General features: G+C 67.6%; 21 protein-coding genes and 1 riboswitch. Of the genes, 12 read left to right on the forward strand and 9 right to left on the reverse strand.

The features are described 5' to 3' along the window. Positions 1-14 precede the first annotated feature (14 nt). The 4 genes from ACHAAJ_RS07810 to purU all read right to left on the reverse strand — a co-directional run bounded on the left by ACHAAJ_RS07810 (position 15) and on the right by purU (position 3,399). Positions 15-437, reverse strand: a complete 423-nt coding sequence (locus tag ACHAAJ_RS07810) for a hypothetical protein (RefSeq protein WP_435727499.1) — start codon at positions 435-437, stop codon at positions 15-17. A 284-nt stretch (positions 438-721) separates the two neighbouring features. Then, positions 722-1,801 (reverse strand): Gfo/Idh/MocA family protein, encoded by a 1,080-nt coding sequence (locus ACHAAJ_RS07815; protein WP_435727501.1) that lies wholly within the window; start codon positions 1,799-1,801, stop codon positions 722-724. Positions 1,802-2,010: 209 nt separating this feature from the next. After that, positions 2,011-2,538 (reverse strand): gamma carbonic anhydrase family protein, encoded by a 528-nt coding sequence (locus ACHAAJ_RS07820; RefSeq protein ID WP_435727502.1) that lies wholly within the window; start codon positions 2,536-2,538, stop codon positions 2,011-2,013. Between the two features lie 9 nt (positions 2,539-2,547). Beyond that, positions 2,548-3,399, reverse strand: a complete 852-nt coding sequence (gene purU / locus ACHAAJ_RS07825; protein ID WP_435727504.1) for a formyltetrahydrofolate deformylase — start codon at positions 3,397-3,399, stop codon at positions 2,548-2,550. Between the two features lie 155 nt (positions 3,400-3,554). Continuing rightward, positions 3,555-3,640, forward strand: a riboswitch (ZMP/ZTP riboswitch). Between the two features lie 74 nt (positions 3,641-3,714). Between purU and glyA the strand changes: the two genes are divergently transcribed. From glyA to ACHAAJ_RS07875, 10 genes are all read left to right on the forward strand, one after another. Next, a complete protein-coding gene (gene glyA / locus ACHAAJ_RS07830) occupies positions 3,715-5,004 on the forward strand; it encodes a serine hydroxymethyltransferase (RefSeq protein WP_435727505.1) in 1,290 nt (429 codons plus the stop codon). 180 nt (positions 5,005-5,184) lie between these two features. Then, positions 5,185-6,081, forward strand: a complete 897-nt coding sequence (locus ACHAAJ_RS07835) for a bifunctional methylenetetrahydrofolate dehydrogenase/methenyltetrahydrofolate cyclohydrolase (protein ID WP_435727607.1) — start codon at positions 5,185-5,187, stop codon at positions 6,079-6,081. A 136-nt stretch (positions 6,082-6,217) separates the two neighbouring features. Further along, a complete protein-coding gene (locus tag ACHAAJ_RS07840) occupies positions 6,218-7,102 on the forward strand; it encodes a hypothetical protein (protein ID WP_435727506.1) in 885 nt (294 codons plus the stop codon). 111 nt (positions 7,103-7,213) lie between these two features. Continuing rightward, on the forward strand, positions 7,214-7,669 hold the full coding sequence (locus ACHAAJ_RS07845) for an ABC transporter permease (protein ID WP_435727507.1): 456 nt from the start codon (positions 7,214-7,216) through the stop codon (positions 7,667-7,669). 61 nt (positions 7,670-7,730) lie between these two features. Continuing rightward, on the forward strand, positions 7,731-8,090 hold the full coding sequence (locus tag ACHAAJ_RS07850; protein ID WP_435727508.1) for a VOC family protein: 360 nt from the start codon (positions 7,731-7,733) through the stop codon (positions 8,088-8,090). 95 nt (positions 8,091-8,185) lie between these two features. After that, positions 8,186-8,701, forward strand: a complete 516-nt coding sequence (locus ACHAAJ_RS07855; protein ID WP_435727510.1) for a hypothetical protein — start codon at positions 8,186-8,188, stop codon at positions 8,699-8,701. A 15-nt stretch (positions 8,702-8,716) separates the two neighbouring features. After that, the gene (locus ACHAAJ_RS07860) at positions 8,717-9,565 is read left to right on the forward strand and encodes an exodeoxyribonuclease III (RefSeq protein ID WP_435727608.1); all 849 of its coding nucleotides are present in this window, start codon (positions 8,717-8,719) and stop codon (positions 9,563-9,565) included. 11 nt (positions 9,566-9,576) lie between these two features. Continuing rightward, a complete protein-coding gene (gene trpS, locus ACHAAJ_RS07865; RefSeq protein WP_435727512.1) occupies positions 9,577-10,662 on the forward strand; it encodes a tryptophan--tRNA ligase in 1,086 nt (361 codons plus the stop codon). A gap of 3 nt (positions 10,663-10,665) precedes the next feature. Further along, a complete protein-coding gene (locus ACHAAJ_RS07870; protein ID WP_435727513.1) occupies positions 10,666-11,256 on the forward strand; it encodes a 2'-5' RNA ligase family protein in 591 nt (196 codons plus the stop codon). Between the two features lie 223 nt (positions 11,257-11,479). Then, positions 11,480-12,397: a YihY/virulence factor BrkB family protein gene (locus ACHAAJ_RS07875; RefSeq protein ID WP_435727515.1), complete on the forward strand. Its 918-nt coding sequence runs from the start codon at positions 11,480-11,482 to the stop codon at positions 12,395-12,397. Positions 12,398-12,432: 35 nt separating this feature from the next. Here ACHAAJ_RS07875 and ACHAAJ_RS07880 read toward each other — a convergent pair whose 3' ends face one another. The 5 genes from ACHAAJ_RS07880 to sdhC all read right to left on the reverse strand — a co-directional run bounded on the left by ACHAAJ_RS07880 (position 12,433) and on the right by sdhC (position 16,834). Continuing rightward, complete coding sequence (locus ACHAAJ_RS07880) at positions 12,433-13,197, reverse strand: alpha/beta hydrolase family protein (RefSeq protein WP_435727517.1); 765 nt, start codon at positions 13,195-13,197, stop codon at positions 12,433-12,435. Between the two features lie 172 nt (positions 13,198-13,369). After that, entirely contained in the window at positions 13,370-14,149 is a 780-nt protein-coding gene (locus ACHAAJ_RS07885; protein ID WP_435727518.1) for a succinate dehydrogenase iron-sulfur subunit, read from the reverse strand. Further along, positions 14,149-15,936, reverse strand: coding sequence for a succinate dehydrogenase flavoprotein subunit (gene sdhA, locus ACHAAJ_RS07890; RefSeq protein ID WP_435727520.1), 1,788 nt, complete (start codon positions 15,934-15,936; stop codon positions 14,149-14,151). Before sdhA ends, ACHAAJ_RS07885 begins: the two co-directional genes overlap by 1 nt. A 52-nt stretch (positions 15,937-15,988) precedes the next feature. After that, positions 15,989-16,435 (reverse strand): succinate dehydrogenase hydrophobic membrane anchor subunit, encoded by a 447-nt coding sequence (locus ACHAAJ_RS07895; protein WP_435727522.1) that lies wholly within the window; start codon positions 16,433-16,435, stop codon positions 15,989-15,991. A 3-nt stretch (positions 16,436-16,438) separates the two neighbouring features. Further along, positions 16,439-16,834 (reverse strand): succinate dehydrogenase, cytochrome b556 subunit, encoded by a 396-nt coding sequence (gene sdhC, locus ACHAAJ_RS07900; RefSeq protein WP_435727524.1) that lies wholly within the window; start codon positions 16,832-16,834, stop codon positions 16,439-16,441. Positions 16,835-17,084: 250 nt separating this feature from the next. Here sdhC and ACHAAJ_RS07905 point away from each other — a divergent pair, with 250 nt between their 5' ends. Both ACHAAJ_RS07905 and ACHAAJ_RS07910 read left to right on the forward strand, forming a co-directional pair. Then, positions 17,085-18,197, forward strand: coding sequence for a mannose-1-phosphate guanylyltransferase (locus tag ACHAAJ_RS07905; RefSeq protein ID WP_435727526.1), 1,113 nt, complete (start codon positions 17,085-17,087; stop codon positions 18,195-18,197). Between the two features lie 63 nt (positions 18,198-18,260). Further along, the gene (locus ACHAAJ_RS07910; protein ID WP_435727528.1) at positions 18,261-19,478 is read left to right on the forward strand and encodes an amidohydrolase; all 1,218 of its coding nucleotides are present in this window, start codon (positions 18,261-18,263) and stop codon (positions 19,476-19,478) included. Positions 19,479-19,541: the final 63 nt, after the last annotated feature.

Here is a 19,541-nt window from a genome sequence, read left to right on the forward strand (position 1 = left end):
CGCGGCTGTATACGCTAGTCGGACGTCGGCCCGGGGGCCACGGCGAGGTCCGCGTGCGCCACTTCCGGCACCGGGGTTGCCGTCGGCCGCACTGCCGCGGGAATGCGTGTCGGTCCGGCAGCTCCCGGGCGTGCCACACGAGCTCCGTGCAGAACGGGGTTGGCCGCCGCCACGATCAAGGGGATGCCAGCGGCGAAGGGAACGACGCCGCCGAGAACCACCCACATCAGGGTCGAGGTTTGGCACGCCAGCCCGACGGCGAACAACGTGCTCCCGGCGACGATGGTCCGTTCGAACCCGAGCCGGCGGATGACGGCGTCCGCGGCGAGTCCCGATGCGACGGAGGCGACCCCCTGGATGGCCACCATGACGGACAGGAACCCGACGGGCATGCCCAGCCCGGTGTCGACGGTGGCGAAAACCGTCGAATTGACCACGCCCCGCGGCCATGGCGAGCATGAACGCCAGCGCCGTCGCCCGGAGCCGCGGGTGGGCATGGATGTGGGTGAAGCCCCCCGTCGTGCGCTGCCACCACGTCTCCTCCGCCGGGTCGTGGCGAACGGTTTCGTCGACCGGGACGAAGAGCAGCAGTGCCGCGCCCGCCAGGAAGCAGGCCGCCGTCGCCAAGACGACCGGCGCCATGCCCCACAGGCCGAACGCCGCCGCGCCGGCCGAGAGTCGGATGGGGTGTGGAGAACGGCCGGGTGCGGCCGACTTCCCCCTAGCGGTGGGTGCGCAGGTCGTTGTCGTAGCGCAGGCCGAGTTGGTTGCGGACCCCGTCCAGCAGTCGCATGGTGTTGACGGTGTCCGTCCACGGCATGGTGGGGCTCTCGAGCAGCCCGTCCTGGATGCAGCGGGTGGTCTCGCGCAATTCGTAGGTGTAGTTGTGGCCCACGGGTTCGAACTCCTCGAAGCGCGGCTCCGCCCCGATCTGATGCACCTCGATGCGCGAGGGGTTGTTCAGGGGAGCGGTGGCCCGGAGCCAGCCGCCGGTGCAGGCGATGGTGGCGTCTCGCGGGCCGGCGCCGACCAGGCTGCACATGAGCTGGGCCTGGCGTCCTCCGGAGTAGGTCAGCGTGAGGGACTCCTGGGGGTCCACTCCGTCGTCGTTCAGGATGCCCGCGGCCTGGACCGACAGCGGAAACCCCAGCACACCCAGCGACCAGGTCAGGGGGTAGACGGCGAGGTCCAGGAGCGCCCCGCCGCCGGCGGCGGGATCCCACAGGCGCCACGCGCGGTCGTAGGCAGCGGGGAAGCCGAGGTCCGCGCGCACCCAGGCGACGTCTCCGATCTCCCCGGAGCGCACGATCGACAGGGCGCGGTGGACGGCCGGGAGGAACCGGGTCCAGACCGCCTCCATCAGGAACAGCCCGCGCTCGCCGGCCAGGCGCACCAGTTCCTCCGCCTCCGCCGCGTTGATGGTCAGCGATTTCTCGCACAAGACGTGTTTCCCCGCCTCCAGTGCGGCCCTCGCGACCTCGTAGTGCTGGCCGTGGGGCGTCGCGATATAGACAATTTCGACTTCCGGATCCGCGAACATCAGGTCGTAGGCTTTCGCCGCGCCGTCGTCGGAATAGGCCTTTGCCGCGCCGTGCCGTTCGGCGAAGGACTCGGCGCGCCCGCGGTCGCGCGAGCTGACCGCGTGCAGCTCGGAATCCTCGAGGAGGACGAGGTCGTCGACCACCCTGTCGGCGATGCGCCCGGTGGATACGACTCCCCAGCGGAGCGTCCGTCCGGTCGCGCGGAGGGGGGACGGGGCGCCCGGGGTCGCGCACGGGGGAAGGGGTATGAACTCGGCCATGAGCCCAGTTTTCCACAGCGCGGCCGTCGAATGGCCGCGAAGCGGAAAATGACCCCCTTCTCGACTTGACGAACCCCGTCAAAGTACGACTATGATTGTGCTGTGGGTTGATCGCATGCGGTTGCTCCTCGGGTTGAACGGGCCGGAGGCGCAGCACTTAAACGGTCCCCGTCTTAGGCGACGGGGGCCGTTCTTGTGTCCACGGACAATTAGGGTTGATCGGCCGTCGCTTCACGGTGTTTGCGTGCGAGCTCCAGGTACGTGGAGGCGTTGGTCTTGAGCGACTCGATCTCCTCGGGGGAAAGTGCGCGGCGGACCTTGGCCGGCACGCCGGCCACCAGGGAGCCGGGCGGAACCTCCATCGCCTCGAGCACCAGCGCGCCGGCGGCCACGAGGGAGTTCGCGCCGATGACCGCCCCGTTCATGATCGTCGCGCGCATGCCCACCAGGCAGTCGTCTCCGATGGTGCATCCGTGGATCACCGCGGAATGCCCCACGGAAACGCGTTCGCCCACTGTGCAGGGCATTCCCGCGTCGGCGTGCACCACAACATTGTCCTGGAGGTTCGTTCCCTCTCCAATGCGGATCGCGTCCGAGTCGCCCCGGACCGATACGCCATAGAACGCGCTGGATCCGCGGCCGAGAACCACGTCGCCGGAGAGGGTCGCGGTGGGCGCGACGAACGTGTTGTCCGCGATTTCGGGGGTCTTGCCGTCGATGGTGATGATGTGTGCCATGGCATCACCCTAGGCGAAGACGACCGTCCTTTGTCCGTCGCGCATAACGCGGCGCTGCGCGTGCCACTGGACGGCGCGGACCAGCGTGCGGCCCTCGACGTCGCGACCCATGGACACGAACTGTTCGGGGGTCCCGGCATGGTTGACCCGGATGACCTCCTGCTCGATGATCGGTCCCTCGTCGAGGTCTGCGGTCACGTAGTGCGCCGTCGCCCCGATCAGCTTCACGCCGCGCGCGTGCGCCTGGTGATAGGGCCGGGCGCCCTTGAACGAGGGCAGGAACGAGTGGTGGATGTTGATGGCCCGGCCGGACAACGCGCGGCACAGGTCGTCGCTGAGGATCTGCATGTAGCGCGCCAGGACCACCAGCTCGACGTCGTGCTCGGCCATCAACTCCAGAAGGCGGGCCTCGGCGTCGGCCTTGGTCGACGAGGTGACCGGAACGTGCTCGAAGGGGACGCCGTAGAAATCCGCCAGCGGGCGCAGGTCCGGGTGGTTGGACACGATCACCGGCACATGGATGGGCAGGGAGCCGCTGCGCTGCTTGAACAGCAAGTCGTTCAGCGCGTGCCCCTCCTTGGAGCACATGACGAGCGTGCGCAGGGGCCGGCTCGCCGGGTGGACCCCCAGGTCCATGCCGAAGGCGGACGACACCGGCGCCAGCGAGGCGCTCAAGCGCCCCTGGCCGTCCGCGGTGGCGACGGCAACACGCATGAAGAACGTGCCGGTCTCGCTGCTCTCGAACTGCTGGGATTCCGTGATGTTGCAACCCGCCTCCAGCAGGGCGCCGGACACGGCATGCACGATTCCCGGCCGGTCGGCACAGGAGAGGGACACGGTGAAATGCTCGGTGGTGGTCACCGGAAAACCATACCGCCAGCCGGCGAAGCCCGCGGCCGCGCGAGGTCGCCCGAGCGGGCCACTCCGCGGATCATTGAAGGTTTAATTCATAGTCGTCAATGATCCCGGATCCGCGCGTATTCCTTGCCCACCGCGACGCGACGGTCGGCTAGCATTGATCGCGTTGCGACTGGCGTTGGGTGGAAGACCACCGGGGAGCAGCAAGAGAGACGACCACGGACCGCGCGCCTGGGCCCAAGGTCATGTGTTCGAAGCGTGAGCCGAGAACTCGACCTTGCCCCAGACAACCCACTTTCCCGCTTCAGGAGATCACCCGTGACCCACGAGAACACCGTCACCAACCAGGCCCTGGCCGACGTCGACCCCGAGATCGCTGCCGTTCTGGACGCCGAGCTCGGACGCCAGCGCAACACGCTGGAGATGATCGCCTCGGAGAACTTCGCCCCGCGGGCCGTACTCGAGGCCCAGGGCTCCGTCCTGACGAACAAGTACGCCGAGGGATACCCCGGACGCCGCTACTACGGCGGTTGCGAGCACGTCGACGTGGCCGAGAACCTGGCCATCGAGCGAGTCAAGGAACTCTTCGGAGCGAGTTTCGCCAATGTCCAGCCGCACTCCGGGGCCTCGGCCAACGCCGCGGCACTCTCGGCGATGATCAAGCCAGGCGACAAGATCCTCGGCCTGTCGCTGGCGCACGGCGGGCACCTGACCCACGGCATGAGATTAAACTTCTCCGGCAAGCTCTACAAGGTCGCGGCCTACGAGGTCGATCCGGAGACGTTCCGCGTCGACATGGACAAGCTGCGCGCGCAGGCCGTTGCGGAGAAGCCGCAGGTCATCATCGCCGGTTGGTCCGCCTACCCGCGCCAGCTCGATTTCGCGCGGTTCCGCGCGATCGCCGACGAGGTCGGTGCGAAGCTGTGGGTCGACATGGCCCACTTCGCCGGTCTGGTCGCCGCCGGGCTGCATCCGAGCCCGATGCCATACGCCGACGTCGTCACCTCCACCGTGCACAAGACGCTCGCAGGACCCCGTTCGGGCCTGATCCTGACGAACGATGCCGACCTCGCCAAGAAGATCAACTCCAACGTCTTCCCCGGCCACCAGGGCGGGCCGCTGATGCACGCCATCGCGGCCAAGGCCGTCGCCTTCAAGATCGCGGGCTCGGCCGAGTTCAAGGAACGCCAGGAACGCACCCTGGAAGGCGCGCGCATCCTCGCCGAGCGCCTGACGGAGGCGGACGTCGCGGACCGCGGCGTCTCGGTTCTGACCGGCGGCACGGATGTCCACCTGGTGCTCGTGGACCTGCGCGACTCCGAACTCGACGGCCAGCAGGCCGAGGACCTCCTGCATTCCGTGGGCATCACCGTCAACCGCAACTCGGTGCCGTTCGATCCCCGGCCGCCGATGGTCACCTCCGGTCTGCGGATCGGCACGCCGGCCCTGGCCACCCGTGGATTCGGGGCGCCGGAGTTCACCGAGGTCGCCGAGATCATCGCGTCCGCCCTGCGCGACGGGGCCGCGGCGAACCTCGACGATCTGCGCGCCCGGGTCGAAAAGCTGGCGACCGGGCTACCGCTGTACCAGGGTCTGGAGCAGTGGTAGCTGATCCAGGCGCTGCCGGCGATGCGGATTTGCCCGCGGGCGCCTTGGCTTCCGCTGCGGCCGCATCCGACGAATTCGACATCCCCGCGGCGGAGTGCTGTTTTACAGGCTGCTGCGAACGCGGGAAAGCCTTCCTACTAGAACAGGAGTTGAACACCTAACATGGCACACGAAAAATCGGTGGAGCAGGCGACGGCGCAGCTTCTCGACGGCAAGGCCACAGCCGCCGCCATCAAGGCGGAACTGACAGAGCGCGTCGCCGTGCTCAAAACCAAAGGAGTGGTTCCCGGGCTCGGCACCATTCTGGTGGGCTCGGATCCGGGCTCCCAGTGGTACGTGGGTGGCAAGCACAAGGACTGCGCCGAGGTGGGCATCAACTCCATCCGCGTGGACCTCCCTGAGGACACGACCGAGGAGGAACTGCTGGCCAAGGTCCGCGAGCTGAACGAGAACCCGGACTGCACCGGATACATCGTCCAGCTCCCGTTGCCCAAACACATCGACCAGGACACCGTCCTCGAGGCCATGGACCCGGACAAGGACGCCGATGGACTGCACCCGATGAACCTCGGCCGGCTCGTCGCGAACGTCAACCGCCCTATGGTGTCGCCCTTGCCCTGCACGCCCAAGGGATGCATCGAACTGCTCGAGCGCCACGGGTTGTCGCTCGCCGGCAAGAATGTTCTGGTTGTCGGGCGCGGAGTGACCATCGGGCGACCGATCGGACTCCTGCTCACGCGCCGCGACATCAACGCGACGGTCACGCTGGCCCACACCGGAACCGCAGACCTGGCGGCGCATCTGCGCGGCGCCGACGTCGTGGTGGCCGCGGCCGGACAGGCGCACATGATCAAAGCCGAGGACCTCAAGCCCGGGGCGATCGTGCTCGACGTCGGCGTGAGCCGTGTCGACGACGGCAATGGCAAGGCGGTCGTCACGGGCGACGTCGACCCCGCGGCCGTCGGGGTGGCTTCCTGGATATCCCCGAACCCGGGCGGAGTCGGTCCGATGACGCGCGCCATGCTGTTGTCCAACGTGGTCGAGGCGGCCGAGCGCAGCGTCGAGCCCGCCCAGTAGGTAGACAAAAGGTCAAGTCAGCGGCCTCCGTACCCCTCGGGGAGCGGAGGCCGAACTGTGTCCAGCGACGCGTGAAGGTGGTAGAAAGGGCTGGCAGGGTCCAGAGGAAAACGGCCCAGAAAAGGGGTTTTGAGCAATGGACAGTACCCAGATTGTGTGGATCGTCGTCGCCGTGGTGGTGTTGCTGGTGCTAATCGGCATCGCCCTTGCCATCGGCAAGCGGCAGCGCCGGAAGCAGCAGGAACGGGACCGGCACGAGGCCCAGGAGATCCGCGCGTCGGCGCAGGAGACGGATCTGACGGCCCGCGAACGCGAGGTTCAGGCGGAGAAGGCCGAGGTCGAGGCCAGGGAAGCCGACAATGCGGCCGCACGCAAGCGCCAGGAGGCCGAGGCGAAGGCGGCCGAGGCCCGGTCCAGCCGCGAGGAAACCGACGAGCAGATGCGTCGGGCGGACGAGCTCGACCCGGACGTGGGCAAGCGGAAGTCGCGCGATGGTGACGGCAACCCCCGCGGGGAAGCGGCACCGGCCGCTGCCGGCACCGGTGCCGCCGCAACAGGCCACGACCGGACGCGTGCCGACGACGACGACGGCCCCAGTCGCGTCGCCGGTGACGACCACGGCCGAGCCACGGACTCGTCCGAGTACGGAGGCGCGAGCAGCGACCGGCCGGTCGCCGGAGCCGCGCCGAACGAAGCGGGCGGGAGCCACCAACGCCTGTATGACAAGGACCCGGAGCGCGGCGCCGACCCGCAGCCAGCGTCCGACGACGGCTGGGACGGCTCCGCCGGACGGTCTACTGAGCACGACGGTGGGCCGGGCCACCAGAACGCTCGCGCCGCTACCTCGGACGAGGACTCCTGGGAGCCGGGAGGACGCTCCACCGGCGATGCGGACCAGCGCGGACTGGATCAGGATGCCGATCCGCGTACGCGTCCGGAGGATCCCGACCTGGACCCGGAAACCGGCAAGCCGTCAGGGTCCACCCACGGGGATCCGCACGATCCCCGCCACCGTGCCTAGCGAGGGACGGTAGGGTCCCACAGGTACGACGCGTGGCGTCGGCGCCCCCGCGGCGCCGGCGCCGTTTGCGTGCCGCCCCGGGGCACATTTGAATCCATCTCTGATTGAGTTGTGCCAATCACTTTCTGGGCCTACATGTTGGTTGTGCTGCGCGGATTCCTGTACGCCACCGGGTTCACCGCGGTCATGGGCATGATGGGCCTGATCACCTCGTGGTGGGCGTTGCTCATGATTCCGGCTTCTGTGCTGGTCGCCTTCGGCTTCGCCTCGATCGGGATGGGCATCACGAGCTTCATGAAAACGTTCCAGCAGATGGAATGGATCAACTTCGTCATGCTGTCGATGTTTCTCTTCTCGGCGACGCTGTACCCCCTGGACGTCTATCCGCAGGCCGTGCAGTGGATGATCCAGGCGCTGCCGCTGTGGCACGGCGTGGAGCTTCTGCGCCAACTCGGCGTGGGCGCCTTCGGCTGGGCGATGGCCGGCCACGTGCTGTATTACGTGGTCATGATCGTCGTGGGCGTGGTGTTGACCACCAGACGCCTGCGCACGCTCTTTCTCAAGTAGGCGCCCGCCCGGAGGGACCGCGCGGAGGGTAGGCTGGATAGCCCCAACCGGAGGAGGCACGATGATCGGCAAGTGGCATGCCGTCGTATTCGACTGCGAGGACACCGACACCCTCGCGGCATTCTACGAGCAGGCGCTGGGAATGGTGCGCGTCCAGGAGGACGACGACGGTTGGATCACCATCGGCGACGCGCCCGACCGGCCCGCCATCGCGTTCCAGCGCGTCGATGTTTACGTGCCGCCCGAATGGCCCGGACACGTGCACCCGCAGCAGGCGCACCTGGACATCCGCGTGGACGACCTCGACCTCGCGGAGGAACAGGTGCTGAAATTGGGCGCGACGTCCGTGAACACCGGCGGGCAGAACTACCGCGTGTACCTGGACCCGCAGCGGCATCCGTTCTGCCTCGTGACCTGGTAGGCGTAAAACCCCGTCTGGCCGCCGGCGCAGCGTTGCGCTGTTCGCCCACGGTAGAACGGCGCGGGGGAGGCGGTTGCGTTTGAGACAATGTACCCATGCAATCCCTCGGCAATGCCACCACCGCGCAGGACAAGAAGATCACCCTCAAGGCAAGCACGCTGTCGCTGGCCGTCATGGTGACGGTATTCCTGGTCGCCGTCGTTTTCGCGGCGAACGAGAACGACGTCATCGGCTGGATCGTGGCCATCGTATCGCTGGGATGGTTGATGCTCTCGGCTTTCCTGGTCTTCGGTCTGCGCCGTGGCGCGCGGAAGATGCAGGACCAGCTCAAGAGTGCGACGGCGGGGATGGCGTCCCGCTCGGCCGGTCCGGGACAGACCGTCGTGGTGGACGAGGCGACGCGCAACCGCGACCTCAAGCTGGACCACTCGCTCAAGATCGTGCAGGTGCAGGCCGGCGTCATCAAGGAGCACGTCGGCAAGTCCGGGGAAGAAGCCCGCTCCATGGTCGAACGCGCCGTCGAGACGATCGAAATCACCGCGCACAACGCGCGCGGCATGATGAAGCCGGCGAACGGCTCCGGACCGCTCTCGGGCGAGGTCATCGACTAGCCCCCATTGGGTAAGCTGGATCGGGTGAGTGCCGCTGTGGAATCGAAGCTGTCCAAGTCCGAAGGTGCGCTGCGCGTCGCCTCGGTCAACGTCAACGGCGTCCGTGCCGCCTACAAGCGTGGCATGGCGGACTGGCTGGCCGACCGCGACGTCGATGTCCTGGCCCTGCAGGAGGTCCGTGCACCGGACGCCATCCTCCGCGACCTGATCGGGGAGGGTTGGCATATCCTGCACGCGGAGGCCGAGGCGAAGGGCCGTGCCGGGGTCGCTATCGCCTCCCGCCGGGAGCCGGTTCAGACGCGCGCGCACATCGGGGACGAGTTCTTCGCGACGGCGGGACGCTGGGTGGAGGCGGACCTGCCGTTGGGCGACGGCAGGATCCTGACCGTCGCCAGCGCGTACGTCCACTCGGGACAGGTGGACACCCCCAAACAGGTCGACAAGTACCGGTTCCTCGACGTGATGCTGGGCCGGCTGCCGGCGTTGCGGGCCGAGAAGGATTTCGCCTTGGTCGTCGGGGACCTCAACGTTGGGCACACGCAGCGCGACATCAAGAACTGGCGGGGGAACGTCAAGAGGGCGGGCTTCCTTCCGGAGGAACGCGCCTACTTCGACCGCTTCTTCGGCGAGGAGATCGGCTGGAAGGACGTTGCCCGCGAACTCGCCGGCGACGTCGACGGCCCGTACACCTGGTGGTCGTGGCGGGGGCAGGCCTTCGACAACGACACCGGCTGGCGCATCGACTACCAGATGGCGACGCCGGAACTCGCCGCCCTCGCGTCCCAGGCCGTCGTCGACCGCGCGGCCTCCTACGACACGCGCTTCTCCGACCACGCACCGCTGGTCGTCGACTACCAGTTCTGAAGGACACCACGATGACTGAATCGCTTTCCGCAGGAGCCGTTCGCCCCCGCGTCCTCTCCGGCATGCAGCCCTCCGCCGATTCCCTGCACCTGGGCAACTACCTCGGAGCCCTCGTCAACTGGGTCAAGACCCAGGACGCATACGACTGCTACTTCTTTGTCCCCGACATGCACGCGATCACCACCCCGCAGGATCCGGCGGCCGTGCGGGCCCGCACCCGCACCACCGCCGCGCAGTACATCGCCGGCGGAATCGACGTCGACAAGTCCACCCTGTTCGTCCAGTCGCAGGTTCCCGAGCACGCGCAACTGGCCTGGGTGCTCAACTGCATCACCGGATTCGGCGAGGCATCGCGGATGACGCAGTTCAAGGACAAGTCGGCCAAGGGCGGGCAGGACACCGCCAGTGTCGGTCTTTTCACCTATCCAGTCCTCATGGCCGCCGACATCCTGCTGTACCAGCCACAGGGCGTCCCCGTCGGCGACGACCAGCGGCAACACGTGGAGTTGGCGCGCGATCTGGCGCAGCGCTTCAACCACCGGTTCGGCGAGGCGTTCACTGTCCCGGAGGCGTTCATCCAGAAGGAGGGCGCCCGGATCTACGACCTCCAGAGCCCCACCACCAAGATGTCGAAGTCGGCATCGACCCCGAACGGACTCGTCAACATCCTGGATGAGCCGAAGACCATCGCGAAGCGGATCAAGTCCGCGGTGACCGACGACGATACGGTCATCGCCCACGACCGCCAGCGGAAGCCCGGGGTCACCAATCTGCTGGAGATCCTCTCCGCGGTCAGTGAGATCCCGGTGGCGACGCTGGTGGCTGAATTCGAAGGCAAGATGTACGGACACCTCAAGGTCGCCGTCGCCGAAGCCGTCGTCGAGCGTGTCACACCCATCCGCGATCGGACGCGCGAACTGCTGGACGACCCCGCGGAGCTCGACCGGCTGCTGGCCCACGGGGCGCTCAAGGCACGCGAAACGGCGTCTGCTACGTTGGAGGACGTGTACGAGAAAGTCGGTTTCCTGCAACAGGCGACGCCGGCCACCGCGACCGGTGGCAAGCTCGCCGCCAGCCGCGCCGGGACGGCCCTCTAGGCAATGGGCCGCGTCGAGGGGAGGCCCGATGCGGCGACGGGCGTGGTGGGCCAGGTCCACGACGCCGAGATGAACCGCGTCGGCATAGTCATCGGGTTGCCGCTGGACCTGAGCGGCGAGCTTGAGCGCTGGCGTGCTTCCTTCGGAGATCCGATGGCCGCCGTCGTGCCCCCGCACATCACGCTGGTGACCGGGACGGCCACGGACGACTGGGAGCGGGCGAAGGCGCACGTCCGGCGGGTGACCGCTTCCGGCAGGCCCTTCCGGGTCCGGCTGCGCGGAACGGGCACCTTCAGACCCGTCTCCCCGGTCGTCTACCTGAACGTCACGAGCGGGTGGGACGAGTGCGTCCGGCTGCACAGGCAGTTGCAGACCGGCCCGCTGGACCACGATCCCGAATTCTCGTACCACCCACACCTGACCGTCGCCCACGACGTCACGGAGGCCGGCATGGACCACGCGATGACGGTGTTGAAGGACTACGAAGCGGATTTCATGGTCGAGAAGGTCGGCCTGTTCGAGCACGATTCCCGCGGCCTGTGGGCCCTACGTGAGGAGTTGCACCTTGGTGGCACCGGAGACCAAACGCACTAGCGCATCCACCCCGCAGCGGTCCGCGGCCGGGGCCGGCGGTCCGGCGGGGGACGACCGCTCGCCGGATAAGCCAGCGACGCCCCTGGATGAGGCGGGGCTGCGGGCCGAAACGCTGCGCAAACGAACGGCTTGGGGTCGGGCCAGACGCGAAGGTGCCCCCGCCGCGGCACGTGCGAAGGCACTATCGGGCTGGTTGCTGGCCCTCTTGAACGGTTGGCGTCTCATGCGAGTCTGGAACCTCTACCGCCGGCGACACGGCCCGCTGATGGCCGCGGGGAGCGCCTACCACATGTTCTTTTCCGTGGCCGCACTGCTGGTGGCCGGTTTCTCCATCTTCGGCCTCGTCGCCAGCGGCAACCCCGGGCTGCAACAGGCGGTGGTGGACACGGTGGCCGAGTCGACGCCCGGACTCATCGACACCGGCGAGGGCGGGCTTGCCAAGCCGGAACAGCTCTTCAACTCCGGCGGCTTCGGTCTGGCGCTCGCGATCTCCACGGCCGCCATGCTGCTGACCTCGCTGCGCTGGATCGCCGGTCTTCGGGAGGGCATGCGAGGAGTCTTCGGGCTGCCGCCGCTAGCCATGAACCCCGTCTTCCTCAAGCTTAAGGACCTGGGCGTCCTGGCCATTCTGGGCCTCTCCCTTGCGGTGACCACCGCCGTCGGACTCGTCGCCGGTGCGGCGCTTGACGTCGTGATCGATCTGCTGAACATCCAATCCCTGTTCGCCGTCGTGATGACGCGCCTGACCAGCATCGTCGTCATGCTTCTACTGGACGCCATGGCGGCCGTGGTGCTCTTCCGGCTCGCCTCCGGTATCCGGATGCCCAGGATGGTCATGATCCAGTCGGCGCTGCTTGCGGGTGCCGGGTCCACACTGTTGCGCTACTTCAGTTCCGAACTGCTGGGCGGCGCCACGAGGAACCCCCTGCTGGCGTCGTTCGCGGTGATCCTCGGCCTGTTCATCTGGTTCTTCTTCCTCAGCCAGGTCTACCTGATCGCCACGGCCTGGGGAGCCGTCGGCAAGGCCGATTCAGAGGCCCGGCACGCGGCCCGGACCGGCCAACTCAGCCTCAAGCGCCAGGCCGTCGAACGCCGGCAGGCAGGCACCCCCGGCGGCGCCGGGTGGCAGGCGCGCCGCTGAACGGCTCGCGTCGCCATGAGTGGTGGGGTCCAGATCTAGTGGCTGGAGTCCAGATACTGTTCGGCCCAGGCCGCGATCATCCGCGCCGCCCGGGACCCGTGGACGCGCTGCGTCAGCAGGTGGTCGGCGCGGTCCAGCGACAGGAACGACTTGGGATGCTTGGCGGCCTGGAAGATATCGCCGGCGTTGGAGATCCCCACCGTGTTGTCCGTGGGGGCATGCATCACCATCAGGGCGGCCTGTAGGCCGTTGATGCAGGCCCGCAGGTCGTGCGCATCGAGATCGCGCACGAACGCCTGCGTTACCTCCAGCTTGCGTGTGCCGAGGTTCAGTTCGGCGCTTCCGGTCTCCTCGATCTCCGCGAGCAGGTGCTCGATGGTGTGCGTGAGGTGCCCGGGGGAGTAGGGCGCCCCGATCGTGGCGACGGCCCGGGGGCGGACCTCTGCCGCGGCGGCCAGGACCGCGGCGCCTCCGAGGGAGTGGCCCACGAGCAGCTCCGCCGCGTGGCCGCGCTCGTTGAGGGCACGCGCGGCGAGCACCGTGTCCCGGACCTTGAGGCTGAACGAGGTTTCGGCGAAGTCCCCGGTCGAGTCGCCCAGTCCCAGGTTGTCGAAACGGAGCATGCCGATACCCTCGGCCGCGAGGCCGCGGCACACGCGCGAGGCGGCCAACGAGTCCTTGCCGAGCGTGAACCCGTGCGAGAAAACGCCCCACCCGCGGACCTCGCCCTCCGGCAGGTCGAGGACGGCGGCCAGCTCGTGGCCGCTGGCACTGGCAAAGGTGAACTTCTCGTGGGCCATGCGTGTCGACTCGATTCGATGTGTGCGTTCGTGGACGCAGGGTAGTGGACGGATGGCAGGCTTAACCGACCACAAAAGCGGAAGGCACCGCTGCGCCAAGCCGGGATGGATTCCCGAGGAACGAGGGAATCTTACTGCCGGCGGGCAGCGGCGCCTTCCGGCACAACGGAAACTACATGGAACGGGCCAGGATGGCCTGCTTGACCTCGGAGATCGCCTTTGTGACCTGGATGCCCCGCGGGCAGGCCTCAGTGCAGTTGAAGGTGGTGCGGCAGCGCCACACACCCTCCTTGTCGTTGAGGATCTCCAAGCGCATGTCCCCGGCGTCGTCGCGCGAGTCGAAGATGAAGCGGTGCGCGTTGACGATCGCGGCCGGGCCGAAGTACTGGCCGTCGGTCCAGAAGACCGGGCAGGACGACGTGCAGGCGGCGCACAGGATGCACTTGGTCGTGTCGTCGTAGCGCTCCCGGTCCTCGGCGGACTGGTAGCGCTCCTTGGCCGGCTCGTGGCCCTTGGAGACCAGGAACGGCATGACCTCCCGGTAGGACTGGAAGAACGGCTCCATGTCCACGATCAGGTCCTTCTCGACGGGCAGGCCCTTGATGGCCTCCACCGTGATCGGCTTCTTCGTGTCCAGGTCCTTCAGCAGCGTCTTGCAGGCCAGGCGGTTGCGGCCGTTGATGCGCATGGCATCGGAGCCGCAGACGCCGTGGGCGCAGGAGCGGCGGAAGGACAGCGATCCGTCGTGTTCCCACTTGACCTTGTGGAGGGCATCCAGCACGCGGTCGGTGCCGTACATGGTGAGTTCGAAGTCCTCCCACGTGGCGTCCTCGGAGACCTCGGGGTTGTACCGGCGGACGCGCAGGGTGATGTCGAACTGGGGGATCTCTCCGCCGCCCGCGCTCTCTGCGAGGTCCACCTTCGATGCTGGTTCGGGAAGTTCGGTGCTCATCAGTACTTACGCTCCATCGGCTGGTAACGGGTGAAGATCACGGGCTTGGTGTCGAAACGCATGCCCTTGACGCCTTCGGTCTCCGCGGCCGCGTCGCGGTAGATCATCGAGTGCTGCATGAAGTTGGCGTCGTCGCGATCCGGGAAGTCCTCCCGGAAGTGGCCGCCGCGCGATTCGTTGCGGTGCATGGCCGCCACGGTCATGACCTCGGCTAGGTCCAGCAGGAAGCCGAGCTCGACGGCCTCGAGCAGGTCCAGGTTGAAGCGCTTGCCCTTGTCCTGCACGGTGATGTTGGCGTAGCGCGCACGCAGGGCGGTGATGTCCGCCAGCGTCTGCGTGATCGTGTCGCCACTGCGGAACACCTGCATGTTCAGGTCCATGGTGTCCTGCAGGTCCTTGCGGATGGCGGCGACCTTCTCGCTGCCGCCGCCGTTGCGCACGACTTCCAGCAGGGCGACGGTTTCCGCCGCGGCGTTCTCCGGCACATCGACCCAGTCCGCCGTCTTGGCGTATTCCGCGGCCTGGATCCCGGCGCGCTTGCCGAAGACGTTGATGTCCAGCAGGGAGTTGGTGCCGAGCCGGTTGGAACCGTGCACGGAAACGCAGGCCACCTCTCCGGCGGCGTACAGGCCGGGGACCACGGTGTCGTTGTCCTGGAGGACCTCGGCCTTGATGTTGGTCGGCACGCCGCCCATGATGTAGTGCGCGGTCGGGAAGACCGGAACCGGCTCGGTGTAGGGCTCGACGCCGAGGTACGTGCGGGCGAACTCCGTGATGTCCGGAAGCTTCGCGTCGATGTGCGCGGGCTCCAGGTGGGTCAGGTCCAGGAGGACGTAGTCCTTGTTCGGGCCGCAACCGCGGCCCTCGCGTACCTCGTTGGCCATCGAACGGGCCACGATGTCGCGCGGCGCCAGGTCCTTGATGGTGGGCGCGTAGCGCTCCATGAAGCGCTCGCCCTCGGAGTTGCGCAGGATCGCGCCCTCGCCGCGCGCGGCTTCGGAGAGCAGGATGCCCAGGCCGGCCAGGCCGGTCGGGTGGAACTGGATGAACTCCATGTCCTCCAGCGGGATGCCCTTGCGGAACGCGATGCCCATGCCGTCGCCGGTCAGGGTGTGCGCGTTGGACGTGGTCTTGAAGACCTTGCCCGCGCCGCCGGTCGCGAAAACCACGGACTTGGCCTGGAAAATGTGCAGCTCGCCGCTGGCGAGGTCGTAGGAGACGACGCCGGCCACGCGCTTCTGCAGGAAAGTGGTGCCGTCCTCGCGGGTGGCCTCCTCCTCGACCGTGAGCAGATCCAGCACGTAGTACTCGTTGTAGAACTCGACGTTGTGCTTCACGCAGTTTTGGTACAGCGTCTGCAGGATCATATGGCCGGTGCGGTCCGCGGCGTAGCACGCGCGCCGGACGGGCGCCTTGCCGTGGTCGCGGGTGTGTCCGCCGAAGCGGCGCTGGTCGATCTTGCCCTCGGGCGTCCGGTTGAAGGGCAGGCCCATCTTCTCCAGGTCCAGCACCGCGTCGATGGCCTCCTTGGCCATGACCTCCGCGGCGTCCTGGTCCACCAGGTAGTCGCCACCCTTGACGGTGTCGAACGTGTGCCACTCCCAGTTGTCTTCCTCGACGTTGGCAAGTGCCGCGCACATGCCGCCCTGTGCGGCGCCCGTGTGGGAGCGCGTGGGGTAAAGCTTGGTGAGTACCGCCGTGTGCGCGCGCTGGCCGGACTCGATGGCGGCGCGCATGCCGGCGCCACCTGCGCCGACGATGACGACGTCGTACTTATGTACCTGCATACCGGATGCTCTCTCTTCTCTAAGACTTTGGTGTCGGCGCAGTGCGCCGGTACTACTGGCAGACGGGGAGGGTGGAGCCCGCGATGCAGGGATCGAACGTGAAGATCACGAGGGTGCCGAGCACGATGATCACGGCCGTGCTGACGTACAGCACCGTCTTCAGCCAGAAACGGGTGCCGCTCTTGTCCGCGTAGTCGTTGATGATGGTGCGCACGCCGTTGGTGCCGTGCAGCATGGCCAGCCAGAGCATCGTCAGGTCCCAGAACTGCCAGACCGGGTTGGCCCACTTGCCGGCGACGAAACCGAAGTCGATCCCGTGGACGCCCTCGTCGACGAGCAGGTTGACGAAGAGGTGGGCGAAGATGAGGACGACGAGGACCAGGCCGGAGAGGCGCATGAACAGCCACGCCAGCATCTCGAAGTTGCTGCTCTTGCTGTTGGCGCGGTTGTACCGGGCCTCGATGCGGCCCGAACGCGGGGCTACGAATTCAGTTGCCATGGCTTAGTAGCCTCCAAATGCGAGGGAAAGGTGGCGGATCGAGAAACCGATCATCGTGACGGCCCACACGGCCAAGACGCCCCACAGCATCTGGCGGTGGTACTTGGGGCCCTGCTTCCAGAAGTCGACCAGGATGAGCCGCAGGCCGTTGAACGCGTGGAACATGATGGCTGCCACGAGGCCGAGCTCACCGAGGGCCATCAACGGGTTCTTGTAGGTCTCCATGATGGCGTCGTACGCGTCGGGGGAGACCCGGACCAGGGACGTGTCGAGCACGTGCACCAATAGGAAAAAGAATATGACGACACCGGTGACACGATGTCCGACCCAGGACCATTGGCCTTCGCGGCCACGGTAGAGGGTGCCTGACGAAGTCTTCGACACTGAATTAACCTCCATGCATCGCAAGGGCGCTTGTGCGGCTGCCACACAAAAAATTGACGCCGGTGCGTGAGCGTTCAAGCCCGATCTTAGACCACGGGGCTGTTGCGCCCGCATCATTGCGGCGCCTCTTGTGAGAAGCCTCACCAATGAGACGCGACGCGGCCGGAAATCCGCGAAATGTGGCCGAATTCGGCAACGTCGACGTGCCCTAAATGGCTACGGGCGCGTGGGCCGTCCCGCGGGGCGGATCCGCTAGCCTGTGGTGATGAACTCTGATCCGTTGGGGCGCTTCCATTGCGTCATTCCGGCAGGTGGCGTGGGAACGCGCCTCTGGCCGTTGTCCCGTGCCGCCGCGCCGAAGTTCCTGCACGACCTGACGGGTTCCGGCACGACCCTCATCAGGGCCACCTACGACCGCCTGTGCCCCCTGGTCGGGGAGCGGATCATGGTGGTCACCGGCCAGGCCCACCGCGCCGCCGTCCTGGGCCAGCTGCCGGAGCTCGACGACGGCAAGCTCGTCCTGGAGAGCGAACCCAAGGACTCCGCCGCGGCCATTGGGCTGGCCGCGGCGATCCTCTACCGCCGCGATCCCGAGACCATCATGGGTTCCTTCGCCGCGGACCAGGTGATCGGCCCGGTCGACGTCTTCCAGCAGGCCGTGCGCGAGGCCGTGCACACGGCGGCCGGCGGAAAAATCGTGACGATCGGCATCCGCCCCACGGTGGCCTCGACCGCTTTCGGCTACATCCGCAGCGGTGCTCCGCTGGAGGTCGCCGGGGCGCCCAGCGCCACCGATGTCGTCGAATTCGTGGAGAAGCCGAACGAGGACGTCGCGCAGTCCTACATCGACACGGGCGACTACTTCTGGAACGCCGGCATGTTCGTGGCGCCGGTGGCCCTGATGCTCGCCCACTTGGAACGCAACGAGCCGGAACTCCACCGGGGCCTCCTGGAGATCGCGGCGGCCTGGGACACCGACGAACGCGACGAGGTCATGGCGCGCGTCTGGCCGGGATTGCCGAAGATCGCCATCGATTACGCCGTCGCCGAACCGGCCGCGGCCGTCGGCGACGTGGCGATGATCCCCGGGACCTTCACCTGGGACGACGTCGGCGACTTCGCCGCGATCGGCCGGCTCAACCCCGCGGCGGAGAGCAGCCACATCACCGTTCTCGGGGAGGGGGCCCGCGTCTACGCGGACCGCGCCTCCGGCGTCGTGGTGTCCGATTCGAAGCGCGTCATCGCGCTCATCGGGATCGAGGACGTGGTCATCGTGGACACCCCCGACGCGCTGCTGGTCACCACCAAGGAGCACGCGCAGTCCGTCAAGGAGGCGGTGGCGGCGCTCAAGGCCTCCGGTGACGTGGATGTGCTCTAGGGCGTTCATGACGCGTCGGGCGCCCATCGTGGGTTTCCGGGCGCTTGGACGTAGGGTTTCCCTGTGAGATCCGTAACCGACGCCGAGCCGCACATTCCGCCACTGGGGGAGTGGGTGGAACCGCTGGTGGGCCAGCTTGTCGCGTTCCGGCGCGACGTGCACGCGCACCCGGAGCTGTCCTTCAAGGAGTTCCGCACCACCGAAAAGCTCGTCGAGGCGCTGTCCGACGCCGGCCTGGAGCCCCAGCGGCTGGAAAGCACCGGCCTGTTCGTCGACGTGGGCGCGGGTCCGATCGCGCTGGGCCTGCGCGCTGACATCGACGCGCTTCCCATTCTGGAGGAAACGGAGCTCGAGTACGCCTCGACCCGGACGGGCGTGTGCCACGCGTGTGGCCACGACGTCCACACCACGGTGATGCTCGGCGTCGCGCTGACGCTCAAGAGGCTCTTGGACGCGGGGCGGCTCGCGGCCCGGATCAGGATCATCTTCCAACCCGCCGAGGAAACAATGCCCGGCGGCGCGCTGTCCGTCATCGAGGAGGGCGTGCTCGACGACGTCCCGCGCATCCTTGCGCTGCACTGCGAACCCCGGATCGACGCCGGCACCATCGGCACGCGCATCGGTGCCATCACGAGCGCCAGCGACACGATCAAGATCGAGCTCACGGGACGCGGCGGGCACACGTCCAGGCCCCACCTCACGGAGGACCTGGTGTTCGCGTTGGCGGAGATCGCTGTCAACGTCCCGGCGGTGCTGAACCGGCGCATCGACGTGCGCAGCGCGGTGTCCGTTGTCTGGGGCCAGATCCACGCGGGCTCGGCCCCGAACGCCATCCCCGCGACCGGCTACATGGCCGGCACCATGCGTTGCCTCGACGGCGAGGCCTGGCAGGGTGCCGGCGACCTCCTGGACGAGGTGGTGCGGCAGGTCGCCGTTCCCTACGGCGTCGAGGTCAAGTTGGAGCACACTCGGGGGGTGCCGCCGGTGGTTAACACGGAGGCGGAGACGGACCTCATCGAGAATGCCGCCCGCGCGGAGTTCGGTTCGGGGGCCATTGTGCTGACGCCGCAGTCCATGGGTGGCGAGGATTTCGCCTGGATGACCAACCGGATCCCCGGTTCGATGATGCGCCTGGGTACGCGGACGCCCGGCGGCGAGACATACGACCTGCACCGGGGCGACTACGCGCCGGACGAGCGCGCGATCGTGACCGGCGTGCGGGTGATGGCGTCCGCGGCACTGCGCGCCGCCGCGGAACTCGAAAGACGTTCCGGCCAATAGCCCTACGGCTTGGTAACAAAACGTCAACGATGTAGATATCCGGCGCTCCCTGGGGTGGTGGGC

The organism is Arthrobacter arnarulunnguaqae (assembly GCF_051262515.1).
In the GTDB taxonomy this organism is placed as follows: Bacteria; Actinomycetota; Actinomycetes; order Actinomycetales; family Micrococcaceae; genus Arthrobacter_N.

What these genes read in the sequence shown, in the direction of transcription:
- ACHAAJ_RS07815 (WP_435727501.1), bottom strand. Translation starts at nt 1,801, where the DNA reads ATGGCCGAGTTCATACCCCTTCCCCCGTGCGCGACCCCGGGCGCCCCG.
- ACHAAJ_RS07820 (WP_435727502.1), bottom strand. Translation starts at nt 2,538, where the DNA reads ATGGCACACATCATCACCATCGACGGCAAGACCCCCGAAATCGCGGAC.
- ACHAAJ_RS07840 (WP_435727506.1), top strand. Translation starts at nt 6,218, where the DNA reads ATGGACAGTACCCAGATTGTGTGGATCGTCGTCGCCGTGGTGGTGTTG.
- ACHAAJ_RS07850 (WP_435727508.1), top strand. Translation starts at nt 7,731, where the DNA reads ATGATCGGCAAGTGGCATGCCGTCGTATTCGACTGCGAGGACACCGAC.
- ACHAAJ_RS07855 (WP_435727510.1), top strand. Translation starts at nt 8,186, where the DNA reads ATGCAATCCCTCGGCAATGCCACCACCGCGCAGGACAAGAAGATCACC.
- trpS (WP_435727512.1), top strand. Translation starts at nt 9,577, where the DNA reads ATGACTGAATCGCTTTCCGCAGGAGCCGTTCGCCCCCGCGTCCTCTCC.
- ACHAAJ_RS07870 (WP_435727513.1), top strand. Translation starts at nt 10,666, where the DNA reads ATGGGCCGCGTCGAGGGGAGGCCCGATGCGGCGACGGGCGTGGTGGGC.
- ACHAAJ_RS07875 (WP_435727515.1), top strand. Translation starts at nt 11,480, where the DNA reads ATGCGAGTCTGGAACCTCTACCGCCGGCGACACGGCCCGCTGATGGCC.
- ACHAAJ_RS07880 (WP_435727517.1), bottom strand. Translation starts at nt 13,197, where the DNA reads ATGGCCCACGAGAAGTTCACCTTTGCCAGTGCCAGCGGCCACGAGCTG.
- ACHAAJ_RS07885 (WP_435727518.1), bottom strand. Translation starts at nt 14,149, where the DNA reads ATGAGCACCGAACTTCCCGAACCAGCATCGAAGGTGGACCTCGCAGAG.
- sdhA (WP_435727520.1), bottom strand. Translation starts at nt 15,936, where the DNA reads ATGCAGGTACATAAGTACGACGTCGTCATCGTCGGCGCAGGTGGCGCC.
- ACHAAJ_RS07895 (WP_435727522.1), bottom strand. Translation starts at nt 16,435, where the DNA reads ATGGCAACTGAATTCGTAGCCCCGCGTTCGGGCCGCATCGAGGCCCGG.
- sdhC (WP_435727524.1), bottom strand. Translation starts at nt 16,834, where the DNA reads ATGGAGGTTAATTCAGTGTCGAAGACTTCGTCAGGCACCCTCTACCGT.
- ACHAAJ_RS07905 (WP_435727526.1), top strand. Translation starts at nt 17,085, where the DNA reads ATGAACTCTGATCCGTTGGGGCGCTTCCATTGCGTCATTCCGGCAGGT.